Raw genomic sequence first — 16183 nt, forward strand, 5'->3', positions numbered from 1 at the left:
AGAGACAAACAGGGGAAATACAGGATGAAAGTAGAGAACACTCTTAAAAAGAGCGTTCCCGCTTGTTCTGACCTTTTGATATAAGAGTTTTTTAAAATGGAAATTCCTCTTGAATAAATCGTACTGCATTTAGCCCAATCATTTGAGAAGGCATGGAGGTGTTGCCATCTGGTAATATTGGAGAAATAGAAAGATCGGCTACTTTTAGTTTTTTTGTACCAAAGACATTAAGATATTCATCAACAACCCCAGTTAGAATACTATTACCCATCTTGCATTGACCACCGAAATGAGCGAGATTTCGATAAGAGGCCTTTACATACCCTTCCAATTGTTTGCGCCGTTCTTCCTTATCATCCATTTTAAAGACCTTTTCAGGTGGATAGACAACTTTGTAGATGCCATCGGGATCTAGTTTACGGGCTTTCTTCATAATACGGTAAGTCTCCAAATACTGCTCAACCATAAAATCCAAATCATCAGGATCCGCTAACGGATTTAGATCAATAGTAGGATATGCCTCAGGATCACTGTGGGCAGCCAATATTGTACCCCTGCTTTTCGGGTTAAGGTCAAAAATGCCCATGCTCATAATATTGCTCTTTTTTATTGGATCGAACCCCCAATGATTTTCCAATACCTCTGAAGTTGGAATAAACGAAGGTGTTGGCGATCCATATAATTGAAGACGCCGCCCCCCCCATTTGTTTTCTCCTTTAAAAGCACCCAGTGGGAATGGATTGTCCGGGTCGGCAGACATAAGCTCTAAAAGCCGCTCAGTTTCTACTTCTACTCCCATCCCAACAGTAAAATGACTTTGAAAGTTGTGTCCCACATTTGGACTGTCTATTAATGTGGTAATACCAGCCCTGGCTAAATCTTCGGGATTCCCAATTCCAGAACGCTGTAAAATGACAGAGGAAAAATTACCTGCACTGACAATAACACCCTTTGTGGCACGCGCGATACTTGTCTTACCGTTTTTTATAAATTCGACGCCCACAGCCACTTGAAATCTGCCAGCTTCTTTAAATAGAATTTTATTGACTGTTGTTTTGGTCAGGATAATCAGTTCTCTGCCACGTACTCCATACTCATCTGGGTGAAATTCATTGCCTTGTGTAACAATTTTTTCGTTTAGGTACCCGGTTGCAGTAGATGAACGAACGTAATGTCCATTTACCTCTTCATTTAAAAATTGAGATTTGTAAAATGTACAATCTCTTATTCCAGTATTATAGTCTTCAACAATTGGAATCTTTAACACTTCTGATGCTGCAGTGGCTAATGTAACAGTCAGCCCATCTTCAGGAATGTTTTGTTGTCTTACAAATATAGGGCCCTTTGATCCTCGTTCCTCCGATTCTTCTGTTTCCCCTGTGTAGGTTTCATTCTTCTTGAATAAAGAACGAACTTTGTTGTAACTCCACTGAGGTCCAACGAGTTCTGCCCACTCATTATAAAGTCTTCTGCTACCACGTACAGCGTACATTGCATTATGCTCGGAACTTCCCCCGATAGCTCTGCCGCTTGATACACGGAGCTGCTGATTCCCAATATTGGGCTCAGCGTTTGTCATCATATTAAATGAGTGCCTATTATCTGTAGCTAAAATGCCTGATATTGCACCAGAAGGGCTGCTCAGCTCTTGAACCATATTGGTTCCAGGTTCAAGGAGGAGTACAGAAGTAATTTTGTCATCCGTTAGTTTTTTTGCAATTACCCCTCCAGCAGTACCAGCCCCAATCACAATATAATCGAAAGTGTTATTACTTGACACACTAATACTCCTTTCAATATTTGCCTTTTTATATTCTGAATATTGAAAATAATAAACACAACAATATATATATGATTTTTGAAGAATATGGTGTAAATGCCCTATCTCTTTTCTTATTAGCTGAATCAAATAGTGATTTATTGAGGGAATGCCTGTTACTTTTTTAAAAAATTTTTTAATAGAAATAATATTTACTATTACTTAACAATTTCCGCTTCTTTCCTCATTCTGCTTTATTCCAATTATCCTAAGCTTCGATGAAAATGCAATGAATGTTATAGGTCGAAATATCTAAAAAAACCCCTTATTTAAATAAAATATTACTTACATTTGCTTAAATAAGAGTCAAAATTACTGATTCACAAAAATAACAATAACCTTACCTTTCTCTAAAACTGAATTTACAATCTTCTGATAAAGTGTGAGATGTAAATGTGGATTCTGCTTAAATGTTCTACTTGGCTTGATTTCAAAAATAAAAATTAGGGGGAAATTTAATGAGTAATCAAAATGAAAACAAGGTTTTTAACAGAAGGGACTTCATAAAAGTAGGAGGGATGACTACACTGGCCTTAACGATGGCATCTGCTGGAATTCCAGGTGTAAATGTATTAAGTAGCGTTGCTCACGCTGAAACAAACGATAATGCGAAACTGCAATTTAATGCAAATGGAAAGTTTAAAATTGTCCAGTTTAACGATACGCAGGATGATGAGCATATTGATCGCCGTACCATCCAACTAATGGAAAAAGTCCTTGACAATGAGAAACCGGATTTTGTAGTACTAAATGGTGACAACATTTCAGGCGGCTGTAATTCAGAACTTGAGATGAGACAAGCATTGAACAATGTTGCCCAGCCAATGGAACAAAGGGGTATCAAGTGGGCAGTAACCTTTGGGAATCATGATGAAGATTCAACACCAAAAGGCGGCCTTGATGAGGAAGCCATGCTTAATTTTTATATGGCATACAAATACAATGTTAATCAACCGGGAGCAACTGGCATTAATGGGACTGGGAACATGAACCTGCTTATTAGGGATTCTGCAGGCAAGAAAGCGGCATTCAATCTTTGGCTGCTAGATAGTGGCAGGTATGCCCCTCAAACGATTGCTGGGCAGGATTTTAGCGGATATCCGACTTGGGATTGGATTCGAATGAATCAAATAAACTGGTATTATGAGACTTCCAAAAAGATGGAACAGCAATTTGGCTATAAAGTACCTTCTCTCATGTTTATTCATATTCCTTTATGGGAACACCGCTTTATGTGGTTTGACAGTGTCGATAGCCGAACAGAGGCGGATCATGCCCGTGCTGTAAAAAAGCATCAAATAGTAGGAGAAAGAAATGAAGAGGAGTGCCCGGGTCCATTTAATAGCGGGATGTTTTCAGCTATGCTTGACAGGGGAGATGTCAAGGGGGTCTTTTGCGGCCATGACCATGTAAATACTTATATGGGTAATTATTATGGAATCTTACTGGGTTATTCTGGCAGTACAGGATTTGGTGCTTATGGGCTCCCTGGTGCGGACCGAAATCGATTACGCGGCGCCCGTGTATTTAATTTGGATGAAAATAAACCGGATGTTTTAGTCGAAACACATATGGTTTTTGCTAAGGACTATGGAATAGAACTTACTGCAAACGACCAAAGCTCTGATCCAGCCCCGATTCCGGAAAATAAGAAACAAGAACAAGTAATAAGAAAATAAAGGCAACAGCATCCGGCTGTCCGTTTGCCAATGTAGAATACAAAGGTGTTACCACCTATGAAATTGGCCAGTCAAATAACGCATTTGTCTTCCCAGATCTTGGCCTTGGAGCCAGTTTTAATAAAAGCAAAGAAGACTACTTCCAAAAAAGGAGGTAGTCTTCTTTTTATCACTTTAATTTTGCTTCTGCACTCACCGCAGCACCAGGAATAATGTGGATCGTTTTACTTGGGCCAGAACAGCTCCAGCGATAGCCAGTAACAGGTTTAAGACCGTTAGGAACCACATCTGAGAGTCTTTCTCTTTTTGAATATTTGATTCCACGTCCAACTGCTTCTACTTTAAATGTATAGACTTTCCCTTGTTTAAGGCCTGTTACGGTGTAATTAGTTTCCACTGTTGTCATTTCACCATTAATTGGTGTAAAGGTAACCCCTTCAGGCTTAATTGGTTGTCCATTTATATATACACGATAGCCGATTACTTCTTGATTGACTGCTGCTGCAGGGTTCCAAGAGAGGGAAACACTTTTCCCATCCTTTCTAATAGAAGCCTTTAAGCTGCTGTTAAAGGTAGGAGACCCGATTGCATACGGGACAGCGGTTTCGATTTGATGTGAACTATTATATGGTGTCTTGTTCCCTGCTAAATCGACAGCCTCCACTTTAACATCATAAGTTGTTCCTGGCTTAAGGTTTAAGAGTGTATACTTGTTCGATGTGGCAATTAAAATCTACAATATCTCCGTAATTTTCAGGCTTTTCCCATACTAGGGTGATGCTGTCTTCGTCAAAAGCCAGGGATGGTATCTGTAAGTTTTTAGGAGATGATAGTGCTTGAGTTTCTGCATGTGGTGCTGCACTAATACTGCCGAATACCATTAATAAGATTAGAAAAATTGACGAGCCTACTTTTAACCTCTTCACTTTTTTACCACCTTTCCATTTCTTTTGTGAACAACTGACTTTCCTTATCCTCCTTTCCTAAATAAAGATATAAAATCCATTATAAGTGGGAACGTTTTCATAAATAATGGAAGATTTTTAGAATATTGTTAGAAATTTTAATATATTTTCAATGTTTGAAGACCGCTAGAGTGTAAGTCACATATCGTGCAGGTTTTGAATATTCTGTGTCCATTTATACAGGATTTTTCAGTTGGAACTAGAATAAATATGAATGATGCCAAAAATTGGTCTTTAACTTAGAGGAGGAATCAACAATGGCCCACGAACAAATGAATCCCACAATAGAAAAAATCCTTTTAAATATTGAAAAAGTCATGATTGGAAAAAGAAATGTAGCAGAACTAAGCCTCGTTGCCTTGCTTTCAGGGGGCCACGTTTTATTAGAAGACGTACCTGGTGTCGGGAAAACGATGATGGTTCGCGCTCTGGCAAAATCAGTGAATGCCAACTTCCGCCGAATCCAATTCACCCCTGACCTGCTCCCATCAGACGTTACTGGCGTGTCCATTTACAATCCGAAAGAAATGGAATTTCAATTCCGTCCAGGTCCGCTAATGGGGAACATCATTCTCGCTGACGAAATCAACCGGACCTCGCCAAAAACCCAATCTGCGCTGCTCGAAGGGATGGAAGAGGCGAGCGTCACAATAGATGGCGTGACCCATAAGCTGAAAAAGCCGTTTTTTGTTATGGCCACGCAAAACCCAATCGAGTACGAGGGTACATATCCACTTCCGGAAGCGCAGCTAGACCGATTTTTATTAAAAATGAAAATGGGCTATCCGGATTTGGCAGAGGAAATAGAGGTGTTGAACCGGGCACAAAAGGTTCCGCCAATAGAAGACCTGGAACCAGTAATTGACCTCGAAGGCCTGCTTAACCTCCAAAAAGAAATCAAAGACGTATTTGTGGATGATACCATTAAGCGTTATATTGTCGATATCGTTAATCGTACTAGAGGCCATGGCAGCGTCTACTTAGGAGCAAGTCCGCGTGGATCCATCGCCTTAATGAAAGCAGCCCAGGCTTATGCTTATATGTTTGGCCGGGATTATGTCCTGCCGGATGATATTCAATATTTAGCGCCATTCATTTTATCTCACCGGATTATCTTAAAATCAGAGGCAAAGTTCGAAGGAATCTCTGCAGAGGAAATTGTGAGCAGGGTGGTTGCTAGGGTTCCTGTACCGGTTCGAAGGTTTGTGAAATAAATGAAGAAACTATTTAGCCTAATAAAAAAAGCCTGGAAATTTGTTTTGCTATTTTTACTGATCCTGTTAACCTTCTCCTATGCGATGTTCCAAGGCGGATTTGTCAGCTGGTTTTTGTTCTATAGCTTTCTTCCCTTTGCCATTTATTGTGTGGCCCTGTCCTTCTACTCAATGAATGAGCTGGAAGTGATCAGAATAATACCTAAAACTGATTACAATGCGGGTGAACAGTTAAAGGTGACTGTCCAAATTAAAAGATCGAAAGGCTTCCCGTTATTCTATTTACTGATTGAAGACCATTTAAATGAGGCGTTAAAATATGCCCATCATCTAAAACTCCCAAAGGCGCTGCTGCTTCCGGGGATGAAAAGGGAATTTTTCTATGAATATATCATTCAAGAACTTCCAAGAGGAGAGCATTTTTTTGAAACCTTTACTTTGAAAATTGGTGATCCGCTCGGTTTATTCCAAAAAGAAAAAACCTTTGAAAAGGAAAGCAAAATTATTGTTTATCCTGCCTATACCGAGCTATTATACCGGCCATTTGAGAACCAATACGATCAAGGGCTGACCGCATCCCGTGAACGGGTGCAGCGAGACACCTCCATGGCGGTTGGCGTAAGAGATTATCAGCCGGGCGACCGTTTCTCATGGATTAACTGGAAGGCCTCCGCAAAACGGGGCGAGATCATGACGAAGGAATTTGAGCAGCGGCAGTCGCATGATGTCTTTGTGGCTATGGATTGTGTGCCCGATAAGCACTTTGAGCCAGTCGTTTCCTTTACCGCTTCCCTTATTCGCGCCGTCTTGAAAAAAGGAGCTCAGACAGGGCTGTTAACCATCAGCAAGGAAAGAGCCTCTTTTCCAATCCGAGGCGGTGAACAGCATCTTCAGGAGCTTTTTTATCATCTTGCCAAAATAGAGGCCAAAAGTTATTCTTCGTTTGATAAAGTGCTGGAAACGGACGGTCATTTTATCCAACAAGCTGTCTCCTTTATGCTTGTCACGGCACAATTGACAAAACCGCTAATTGAAAAAGCGAGTTATCTCGGCCAAAGAAAAGGGTCGATTACTCTTTTTTTCATAAAAGGTCAGAAAGAAGCGCCTTCAGCCAATGAACGATCTCTGATTGCCCTCGCAAATGCCCGCGGGGTCCGGGTAATCATGATTCATGAAGGCGAATTTACCTCGGCCTTTTCAGAGGTGAGCATATGGTGATAAGAAGGGACATACCTTCATTTCTTTTATATGTATTTGGTTTCCTGCTTTTATGGGAATGGCTGCGGCCTGTTGAACAATTAACCGATACCAATAACATCGAAATGTTTATTATCTTTTTGGTCATCTCCTTTGCCCTTTCTTTTATTCAAATGAAATGGTTTTGGCAATCCATCATTAAACTGATCTTTATCCTGTATTCTATTAATCATTTCTACTATGATGCGGGGTTTTTCCAGGTTAGCTGGTGGAAGGCATTTCTTGGTGATGCGGCCGATAACCTAGGGCTGATCGTGGCAAGAAACTGGAATGACTTTTCGAGTGAATTTCGGACACTTTTGTTTTTTATTTTGCTGTGGCTGATGGTGTATTTAATACATTATTGGCTTTTAAATCGGAAACAAATTTTTATCTTTTTTTTCTTAACTTTAGTTTATATTACAGTGCTGGATACGTTTTCACCTTACAACGCAAAAATAGCAATTGTTCGGACGGTTGTCGTTGGGTTTGCCATGATGGGCATGCTTACGTTTTTCCGGATCCTGCAAATGGAAAAGGTCAACAGTGAGGGAGCTTTTCTGCGAAAATGGATGGTCCCACTTGCAGTTATGATAGCCTTTAGCGTACTGGTTGGCCTAGCTGCACCAAAGGCGGCACCGATTTGGCCTGACCCTGTTCCATATTTAAAGGCAGCTCAAGATAAAGGTGAAAAGGATGCGGCCGGCCCGCATCGAATTGGGTATGGCGAGGATGATACCGCTTTAGGCGGTCCGTTTATCGGGGATGCCAATCCGGTATTCATGTACGACGGGAATGAAAAGAATTATTGGAAAATGGAAACAAAGGATTTGTATACAGGGAAAGGCTGGATTACATCGGGGACAGCTCCAATTCCTTTTCGACAGGAGGACTTGGTTCCTGTCTATTCCTTCCCGCAAAATGTTGAAACTATTAAGGAAACGGTTCGTGTCAACGCACATGTGAACTACAAGTACAACTATATTATGTACCCAGCTGGAATAAAAAAAATAATCAATATTCTGCCTGATGACCCAAAGGGAAATCGATTTATGATCGATACCACCAATGAAAGAATCGGCTTTTTTAAAAATGATAACCGCCCTCAAGTTCCACAAATTTTAAATTTAGAATTTGATGTTCCTAAATATAAGGCGGCGGATTTAAGGGTGACAACCGGCTATAATCCAGATGAAATAAGTCAGGAATTTTATCAACAATACACGCAGGTGCCAGAGGAGCTGCCGCGAAGAGTGAAAGATCTTGCAGAAAAAATCACTGCTGGAAAAACGAATTGGTTTGACAAAGCAAAGGCAGTTGAAAGTTATTTCGGGAATACCGAATTTACGTACGATCAAAAAAATGTTGCCGTCCCAGGCCCTTCCGATGATTACGTCGACCAATTTTTATTTGATACAAAACGGGGCTATTGCGACAATTTCTCGTCTTCCATGGCTATTATGCTAAGAACGATCGGGATTCCAACCCGCTGGATTAAAGGCTTCACCGGCGGGGACTTTATCAAATATAGTACGGAAAACTCGGGGAATCAAATATACGAAGTAACAAACAACAATGCCCATTCCTGGGTTGAGGTGTTTTTTCCAAATCAGGGCTGGGTTGCTTTTGAGCCAACAAAAGGGTTTTCAAATGAACTCAATATTGATTATGGAACAGGACAATCTTCTTCAGGCAGCCAATCCACAACCCCAGCGCCAGTGAAAAAACCTCAACAGGAGAAAATTGAGGATAATCCAGTGAAGAAAGAAAACTCCTTTGATTTCCAAAAGGCATGGAATCAGGTGAAATTGTTTTGGAAAGAGCACTGGAAGTTACTGACTTTGGGCGTAATCATCCTCGTAGCAGCAGGAGGAATTCTTTATCGGATTCGCGGCAAATGGTTTCCATATTTCGTCTTAATGCGCTATCGCTTCAAGAAAAAAGATGACCATATTGCGGAAGCCTATTTGATTCTATTGAGCCAGCTGGATCGCTATGGATTAAGACGGAAGGACAATCAAACACTAAGGAACTATGCACGCTATGTTGACTCGTTTTTTTCGACAAGGGAAATGACACAGCTGACTGCCAGTTATGAGCAATATTTGTATCATCAAAATCTTCCGCAGGACAGCTGGAAGGAATCGCGTAAATTGTGGGAAAATTTAATTAAAAAGACAATCGCTTGACCAGAAAAACATCCTATTGATACAATATGTTTTAATTTAATAGGGTACGCATTTTTACCTTCATATATCCTCGATAATAGGGTTCGAGAGTCTCTACCGGGCCGCCGTAAATGGCCTGACTATGAAGGCAGAATTTTTTCTGTTAATGATTTTTTAAGAGAAAACTAGAATTCTGCCTTCCTGAGAGATTCGTCGGGGGGAGATTTCTAGTTTTTTTTATTTACATGTAGCAAATACTAAAATAAATTTGAACAAATTGAGGTGGCCGTTTTGACTGGAAAACAAGATAAGATTGTTGTTTTAGATTTTGGAAGCCAATATAATCAGTTGATTACACGCCGGATTCGTGAGTTTGGCGTATACAGCGAGCTTCATCCGCATACGATTACAGCTGAGGAAATCCGCCAAATGAACCCTAAAGGGATTATTTTTTCAGGTGGTCCAAATAGCGTCTATGATGAAAATTCATTCCGCTGCGATGAGGAAATATTTGAAATGGGTCTGCCGATTCTGGGGATTTGCTACGGCATGCAGTTAATGACTGTACATTTCGATGGAAAAGTGGAAAAAGCAAAGCAGCGGGAATACGGAAAAGCCACAATGACAATTCAAAATCAGTCAGCTATTTTTGCCGAACTACCTAATGAGCAGGTTGTCTGGATGAGCCATGGTGATCTTGTGGTAGAAGCACCGCAAGGCTTTACTGTGGATGCTACAAATCCTCACTGTCCGATTGCAGCAATGAGTGATGAAGCAAGAAAGCTTTATGCAGTACAATTTCATCCAGAAGTCCGCCATTCCGTTTACGGAAATGACCTGCTAAAGAATTTTGTGTTTAATGTTTGTGATTGTGCGGGCGATTGGTCGATGAACAACTTCATTGAAATGGAAATGGCGAAAATTCGTGAAACTGTTGGCGATAAAAAAGTGCTTTGCGCTTTAAGCGGCGGAGTGGATTCATCCGTTGTAGCGGTTTTGATTCATAAAGCAATTGGCGATCAGTTGACCTGTATTTTTGTCGACCACGGACTGCTTCGGAAAAATGAAGCAGAAAGTGTTATGAAGACTTTTTCAGAAGGTTTCCATATGAATGTTATTAAGGTGGATGCTAAAGACCGTTTCTTATCGAAGCTTGAGGGTGTTTCCGATCCCGAGAAGAAGCGGAAGATTATCGGCAATGAATTTATTTATGTGTTTGATGATGAAGCGACAAAGCTTGAGGGAATCGAGTTCCTCGCACAAGGAACGCTTTATACCGATATCATCGAAAGCGGAACAGCAACAGCGCAAACGATTAAATCGCATCATAATGTCGGCGGTCTGCCGGAAGATATGCAGTTTAAATTAATTGAACCATTAAACACGTTATTTAAAGATGAGGTTCGTGCGCTTGGCACCGAGCTTGGCATTCCGGACGATATTGTCTGGAGACAGCCGTTCCCAGGTCCTGGACTAGGCATTCGTGTGTTAGGGGCCATTTCGGAAGATAAGCTTGAAATCGTCCGTGAATCGGACTGGATTCTTCGTGAGGAAATTAAAAAAGCCGGGCTCGATCGTGACATTTGGCAATACTTCACTGTGCTTCCGGACATCCGCAGTGTTGGGGTAATGGGCGATACGCGGACATATGATTATACAATCGGTATTCGGGCCGTCACTTCGATCGATGGGATGACTTCTGACTGGGCGCGGATCCCGTGGGATGTACTTGAGAAAATCTCAACCCGCATTGTAAACGAAGTAGCACATATAAACCGGGTGGTCTACGATATTACCAGCAAGCCGCCTGCAACCATTGAGTGGGAATAGGAAATACCAAAATACGAACATTGTTATTTTTTACTATAACAATGTTCGTATTTTTTGTTTACAAAATGAATTCCCCCTGTTAAAATAAAAAACGTAAACAAGAACTTATCATATTGCATCGTATAATCTTGGGGATATGGCCCAAAAGTTTCTACCGAGCTACCGTAAATGGCTTGACTACGAGGCAGTGTTTTGAATAATGAGGCATTTCTTTTCCTCTTATTTTTACACAGCCTAGTGTCACGCTCCGGTAGAATAAACCGGAGCGTTTTTTCGTAAAATATAAAGAGAAATTTTTTTCCACGGGGGGAAAAGAAATGCACAAGTATTTTGAGTTTGAAAAACTAGGTACAAATTATCGCCGTGAGTTTATCGGCGGATTGACCACCTTTTTAGCAATGGCTTATATTTTAGTTGTTAACCCATTAACCTTATCACTTGCTTCAGTGAAGGATTTTCCAGCGGACTTGAGAATGGATTATGGTGCAGTATTTGTCGCAACAGCTTTAGCATCTGCCTTGGGATCCATAATTATGGGTCTGTTAGGGAAGTATCCGCTGGCATTAGCACCAGGTATGGGATTAAATGCATTTTTTGCTTATACAGTTGTTTTAGGCAGTGGAATTCCTTGGCAGCATGCACTTGGTGCCGTATTGATTTCAGCAGTGTTTTTCTTCATCTTAACGTTGACAGGGCTTCGTGAAAAAATCATTAATGCGATTCCTGTTGATTTAAAGCACGCAGTTGGTGCCGGAATTGGCTTGTTCATTACGTTTATTGGTTTGCAAAATGCCAAGATTGTAGTGAATAACGATGCGACATTAGTAGGACTTGGTGACTTATCATCGCCAGAAGCATTACTTGCCATCTTTGGGATTGTGGTAACAGTGATCATGATGACTAGAGGGATTAATGGTGCAGTATTTTATGGTATGATCCTTACCGTCATTGTTGGTATGATTTTTGGTGAAATCAAAATGCCTGATAAAGTGGTTGATGCTGTTCCGAGCTTATCACCGACGTTTGGCGCCGCCTTCTCCTCTTTCGGAGACAGTTCTTTTTACACAACGTCTATGCTTGGAATTATCCTGACATTCCTGTTTGTTGACTTCTTTGATAACGCAGGAACACTTGTAGCTGTGGCTAATCAAGCGGGACTTATGAAGGACAATAAGCTTCCAAATGCAGGTAAAGCGCTTCTTGCAGATTCGATTGCTTCCGGTGTCGGTGCAGTGCTTGGTACATCAACAACAACTTCATATATTGAGTCATCAGCAGGGGTAGCGTCTGGTGCGAGAACAGGTTTTGCTTCGTTAGTAACAGCTGGACTATTTATTTTATCATTATTCTTCTTCCCGTTATTATCAGTCGTAACAGCACCTGTTACAGCACCTGCCCTTATCATCGTTGGGGTACTGATGGTTTCTTCTTTAGGGAAAATTGATTGGAAAAAGTTTGAAATTGCTGTTCCAGCTTTCTTAACAATGATTGCGATGCCTTTATCTTACAGCATTGCAACTGGTATCGCCGTAGGATTTATCTTCTACCCGATCACGATGATTGTGAAGGGCCGGACAAAAGAAATCAACCCAATTATGTACTTCTTCTTTGTGATATTTGTTCTTTATTTCATTTTCTTAAAATAATGATTAAAGGAACTGCGGCTAACCGGCTGCGGTTCTTTTTTTTTACCAGAAAGAATGTTAATAGTATTGTCGATTTTCGTCGTTGACTTCTTGTTTTTCCTCTTATAACATGAAAATTACAAGGTTATGTAAATGGAAATGGGGAAAAAGGGTATGGCGAAGCTGCTAATCGATAAAGTATTAAATAACAACGTTTTAATTGCTGAACACCCTTCCTATGAAGAAGTTGTTTTAATTGGCAAAGGCATTGGGTTTAACCGGAAGCGCGGGGATTATATTGACACTGATACAGTAGAAAAGCTTTTCGTTTTAAAAAATGAAAAAGAACAAGAGAACTATATCAAGCTGCTTCCGTTTATCGATAATGACTTTTTGGAAGTGATTATTTCTGCGATTGATTTGATTAAGCAAAGGACAAATTCCCAGCTGAATGAACATATCCATGTCGCGCTCACGGATCACTTAATGTTTGCGATCACGCGGGCATCGCAGGGGATGGAAATGAATAACCCTTTTCTAGTAGAAACGAAAGCTCTCTATCGGCATGAGTATGAAGTAGCGGCAGAGGTAGTAGAGCTGATTAATAATAAAACGGGAGTTTCTCTTCCGAGCGGTGAGATTGGGTTTATTGCGCTCCACATTCATAGTGCGATTTCCAATAGGAATCTATCTGAAGTCAATCAGCATTCACAGCTTGTCAGCCGGCTGGTAGAAATGGTAGAAGAGCAGTTTGACATCGAAATTGATAAGGAAAGCATTGATTATATGAGGCTTGTCAGACACCTTCGCTTTGCAATAGATCGGGTAGTTAAAGGGGAGAAGGTGGAGGAGCCAGAAAAAATCGCTTCCCTATTGAAAACGGAATATCCAGTGTGCTATAATTTATCGTGGAAGCTCATTAAAGTGATGCAACAAACATTAAAATTGAAGGTTTTCGATGCAGAGGCGGTTTACCTAACGATGCATCTTCAAAGGCTTCAAAACAAATTTAAATAGCTATTATTTTTTACGTGTTACTGATTCGATCAGGCATGAGTGAAAAGTATTAATTGATTTGAGGATTTAAGGGTAATCTATACCCATATCTTCATTCAGTTAAACTTTTACTCATGCCTTTTTTGTTGTTTTTTAATAAAAATGAAAACGCTTAATGAGCTAAAAAAGATTTACGGGAGGAATATTTATGTTTAAAAATGCTTTTGGCGTCTTGCAAAAAGTTGGTAAAGCACTGATGCTTCCGGTTGCCCTTTTGCCTGCGGCAGGGATTTTGCTCGCTTTAGGTGCTGCGCTGGTTAACCCGGCTTTATTGAACCTTGCTCCTTTCTTGGATAATAGCGCTGTGGCTATGGTCGCATCTGTTATGAAAAATGCTGGTGATATCGTTTTCGGTAATCTGCCGCTCTTATTTGCAGTGGGTGTTGCGATAGGGTTAGCCGGTGGAGAAGGTACAGCGGGTCTTGCGGCAATCATTGGTTACTTAATCATGAATGTAACCATGGGTACTGTTTTAGGGATTGATGCGAAGGATATTAATGGTACAAGCTATGTGAGTGTCCTTGGTATTCCAACACTTCAAACAGGAGTGTTTGGCGGTATTATCGTTGGTATTATTGCAGCAACTATGTACAATAAGTTCTTTGAGATTGAATTGCCATCCTATTTAGGATTTTTTGCAGGAAAACGTTTTGTTCCGATTATTACGGCAGGAACAGCGATTATATTAGGGTTAGTCATGATGGTTATTTGGCCGCCAATTCAATCTGGACTGAACTCTTTTTCGACAAACATGGTAAATGCGAACTTAACTCTTTCTGCATTTGTCTTTGGTGTGATTGAACGTTCGTTAATTCCATTTGGTTTACACCATATTTTCTATTCTCCATTCTGGTTTGAATTTGGTAGTTATACAACAAAAGCGGGTCAAGTGGTTCATGGTGACCAACGTATCTTCATGGCACAGATTTCTGACCACGTGAAAAATCTCACTGCTGGTACATTCATGACAGGTAAATTCCCATTCATGATGTTTGGGCTGCCGGCTGCAGCGTTAGCGATTTATCAAGAAGCACGTCCGGAAAAGAAAAAGTTTGTCGGTGGTTTGATGGCATCAGCTGCTTTAACGTCATTTCTAACCGGTATTACTGAACCAATTGAATTTTCATTCCTATTCGTTGCACCAGTTCTATTTGGTATCCATGCGGTTTTTGCAGGACTATCATTCATGGTAATGCATCTATTAGATGTTAAAATCGGGATGACGTTCTCTGGTGGATTAATTGACTATGTCTTGTTTGGATTACTCAACCCGCAAACACATGCATGGCTTGTTATTCCAGTAGGTCTTGCATTTGCTGTTATCTATTACTTCGGCTTCCGTTTTGCGATTCGTAAGTTTAACTTAAAAACACCTGGACGTGAATTAGATGATGAACAAAATCAAGCACCAACAGGTAAAGCTGGATCAAGCGATTTAGCTGCTAATATTTTAGATGCAATGGGCGGCCAGGGAAATATTGCTCATTTAGATGCATGTATTACACGTCTTCGTGTTTCCGTTAATGATATTAAAAATGTAAACAAGGATGAGTTGAAAAGACTTGGTGCTGCAGGAGTGCTTGAAGTTGGTAATAATATTCAAGCAATCTTTGGGCCGCGTTCTGAAACCATCAAAGGACAAATGAAGGATATAATGGAAGGAAAGCGTCCTCGTACGACGGTGGTTAACGCACCAGAAAAAGGTGTAGAGCAGCAGATTGAAGAAATTACCCCTGAAGCACTGCAAACTGAGCGTAAAAATGATGAAGTTTTTGTAGCTCCGATTAAAGGAGAAATTAAGCCTATTACAGAAGTGCCGGACCAAGTTTTTGCCGGGAAAATGATGGGTGACGGTTTTGCGATTGTACCTGCTGAGGGAACAGTTGTTTCACCTGTTGACGGAAAAATTGTTAACCTATTCCCTACGAAACACGCGATAGGTATTCTGTCTGATGGCGGCCGCGAAATCTTAATCCATGTTGGTATTGATACAGTTAACTTAAAAGGCCAGGGCTTTGAAACATTAGTATCGGAAAATGCACGCGTAACAAAGGGGCAGCCTTTATTAAAAGTTGATTTAGATTATATTAAAGAGCATGCCGCTTCTACAATTACACCAATTGTCTTTACGAATTTAACTGAAGGTGAAAAGGTGGTTATTGAAAAAGACGGTCTTGTGGATCTTCAGCAAGAAGGCATAATTAAAATAACGAAGTAAGAATTAGCCGGCCCCATGGGGGTCGGTTATTTTTTTATGATTTTTTTGTTGACGTTCTTTTGTCATGATGCTATTATATTAAAGCAGTCGTTAGTGACGGGTTAACACCAAAGTGTTGTTGAAAAACATTCTTAAAAAGTTGTTGACTTTGAAGTGGTGACATGATATAGTAATAAAGTTGCTTCTGAAAGAAGTAACGAGATTGCTCTTTGAAAACTAAACAAACAAAAACGTCAACAAACAATAAATTAATCGTGTTTCTTCTATAATAATAGAGATCACGAGCCAACGTTTTATTTTATGAGCTAATCAACTTTCTTGGAGAGTTTGATCCTGGCTCAGGACGAACGCTGGCGGCGTGCCTAATACATGC

At 40.5% G+C, this 16183-nt stretch carries 11 protein-coding genes, 1 pseudogene and 2 riboswitches; of the genes and pseudogenes, 9 read left to right on the plus strand and 3 right to left on the minus strand.

The annotated features are described in order from the left end of the window. Positions 1-91: 91 nt before the first annotated feature. On the minus strand, positions 92-1780 hold the full coding sequence (locus PH210_RS25140) for a GMC family oxidoreductase (RefSeq protein WP_289989115.1): 1689 nt from the start codon (positions 1778-1780) through the stop codon (positions 92-94). A 497-nt stretch (positions 1781-2277) separates the two neighbouring features. Here PH210_RS25140 and PH210_RS25145 point away from each other — a divergent pair, with 497 nt between their 5' ends. Both PH210_RS25145 and PH210_RS25150 read left to right on the plus strand, forming a co-directional pair. Beyond that, positions 2278-3498, plus strand: a complete 1221-nt coding sequence (locus PH210_RS25145) for a metallophosphoesterase family protein (RefSeq protein WP_289989116.1) — start codon at positions 2278-2280, stop codon at positions 3496-3498. Positions 3499-3506: 8 nt separating this feature from the next. After that, positions 3507-3629: pseudogene (locus PH210_RS25150) on the plus strand (malic enzyme-like NAD(P)-binding protein); the annotation flags it as partial. 38 nt (positions 3630-3667) lie between these two features. On the opposite strand, the gene PH210_RS25155 reads toward PH210_RS25150, so the two are convergent. Further along, positions 3668-4162 carry a fibronectin type III domain-containing protein gene (locus tag PH210_RS25155; protein WP_289989117.1) on the minus strand — a complete coding sequence of 165 codons (495 nt, stop codon included), beginning with the start codon at positions 4160-4162 and terminating at the stop codon, positions 3668-3670. 25 nt (positions 4163-4187) lie between these two features. Beyond that, positions 4188-4424 carry a hypothetical protein gene (locus tag PH210_RS25160; RefSeq protein WP_289989118.1) on the minus strand — a complete coding sequence of 79 codons (237 nt, stop codon included), beginning with the start codon at positions 4422-4424 and terminating at the stop codon, positions 4188-4190. A gap of 296 nt (positions 4425-4720) precedes the next feature. Here PH210_RS25160 and PH210_RS25165 point away from each other — a divergent pair, with 296 nt between their 5' ends. The 7 genes from PH210_RS25165 (at position 4721) to ptsG (ending at position 15810) form a co-directional block, all read left to right on the plus strand. Next, the gene (locus PH210_RS25165) at positions 4721-5677 is read left to right on the plus strand and encodes an AAA family ATPase (RefSeq protein ID WP_289989119.1); all 957 of its coding nucleotides are present in this window, start codon (positions 4721-4723) and stop codon (positions 5675-5677) included. After that, complete coding sequence (locus PH210_RS25170) at positions 5678-6895, plus strand: DUF58 domain-containing protein (RefSeq protein WP_289989120.1); 1218 nt, start codon at positions 5678-5680, stop codon at positions 6893-6895. Then, positions 6892-9102, plus strand: a complete 2211-nt coding sequence (locus PH210_RS25175; RefSeq protein ID WP_289989121.1) for a transglutaminase domain-containing protein — start codon at positions 6892-6894, stop codon at positions 9100-9102. The genes PH210_RS25170 and PH210_RS25175 overlap by 4 nt, the downstream gene beginning before the upstream one ends. Positions 9103-9142: 40 nt before the next feature. Next, positions 9143-9244: riboswitch (purine riboswitch) on the plus strand. 128 nt (positions 9245-9372) lie between these two features. Further along, entirely contained in the window at positions 9373-10911 is a 1539-nt protein-coding gene (guaA, locus tag PH210_RS25180; RefSeq protein WP_289989122.1) for a glutamine-hydrolyzing GMP synthase, read from the plus strand. A gap of 98 nt (positions 10912-11009) precedes the next feature. Then, a riboswitch (purine riboswitch) is annotated at positions 11010-11111 on the plus strand. Positions 11112-11228: 117 nt separating this feature from the next. Continuing rightward, positions 11229-12557 carry an NCS2 family permease gene (locus tag PH210_RS25185; RefSeq protein WP_289989123.1) on the plus strand — a complete coding sequence of 443 codons (1329 nt, stop codon included), beginning with the start codon at positions 11229-11231 and terminating at the stop codon, positions 12555-12557. A 153-nt stretch (positions 12558-12710) separates the two neighbouring features. Further along, positions 12711-13553, plus strand: a complete 843-nt coding sequence (gene glcT / locus PH210_RS25190; RefSeq protein ID WP_289989124.1) for a glucose PTS transporter transcription antiterminator GlcT — start codon at positions 12711-12713, stop codon at positions 13551-13553. A 187-nt stretch (positions 13554-13740) separates the two neighbouring features. Beyond that, the gene (ptsG, locus tag PH210_RS25195) at positions 13741-15810 is read left to right on the plus strand and encodes a glucose-specific PTS transporter subunit IIBC (RefSeq protein ID WP_289989125.1); all 2070 of its coding nucleotides are present in this window, start codon (positions 13741-13743) and stop codon (positions 15808-15810) included. Positions 15811-16183: the final 373 nt, after the last annotated feature.

It is taken from the genome of Paenibacillus sp. BSR1-1, from assembly GCF_030403775.1.
Lineage (GTDB): Bacteria > Bacillota > Bacilli > Bacillales > Cytobacillaceae > Neobacillus.

Bases quoted from the DNA above. Each gene is read 5' to 3' on its own strand.
- PH210_RS25145 (WP_289989116.1), top strand. From the start codon at position 2,278: ATGAGTAATCAAAATGAAAACAAGGTTTTTAACAGAAGGGACTTCATA.
- PH210_RS25165 (WP_289989119.1), top strand. From the start codon at position 4,721: ATGGCCCACGAACAAATGAATCCCACAATAGAAAAAATCCTTTTAAAT.
- PH210_RS25170 (WP_289989120.1), top strand. From the start codon at position 5,678: ATGAAGAAACTATTTAGCCTAATAAAAAAAGCCTGGAAATTTGTTTTG.
- PH210_RS25185 (WP_289989123.1), top strand. From the start codon at position 11,229: ATGCACAAGTATTTTGAGTTTGAAAAACTAGGTACAAATTATCGCCGT.
- glcT (WP_289989124.1), top strand. From the start codon at position 12,711: ATGGCGAAGCTGCTAATCGATAAAGTATTAAATAACAACGTTTTAATT.
- ptsG (WP_289989125.1), top strand. From the start codon at position 13,741: ATGTTTAAAAATGCTTTTGGCGTCTTGCAAAAAGTTGGTAAAGCACTG.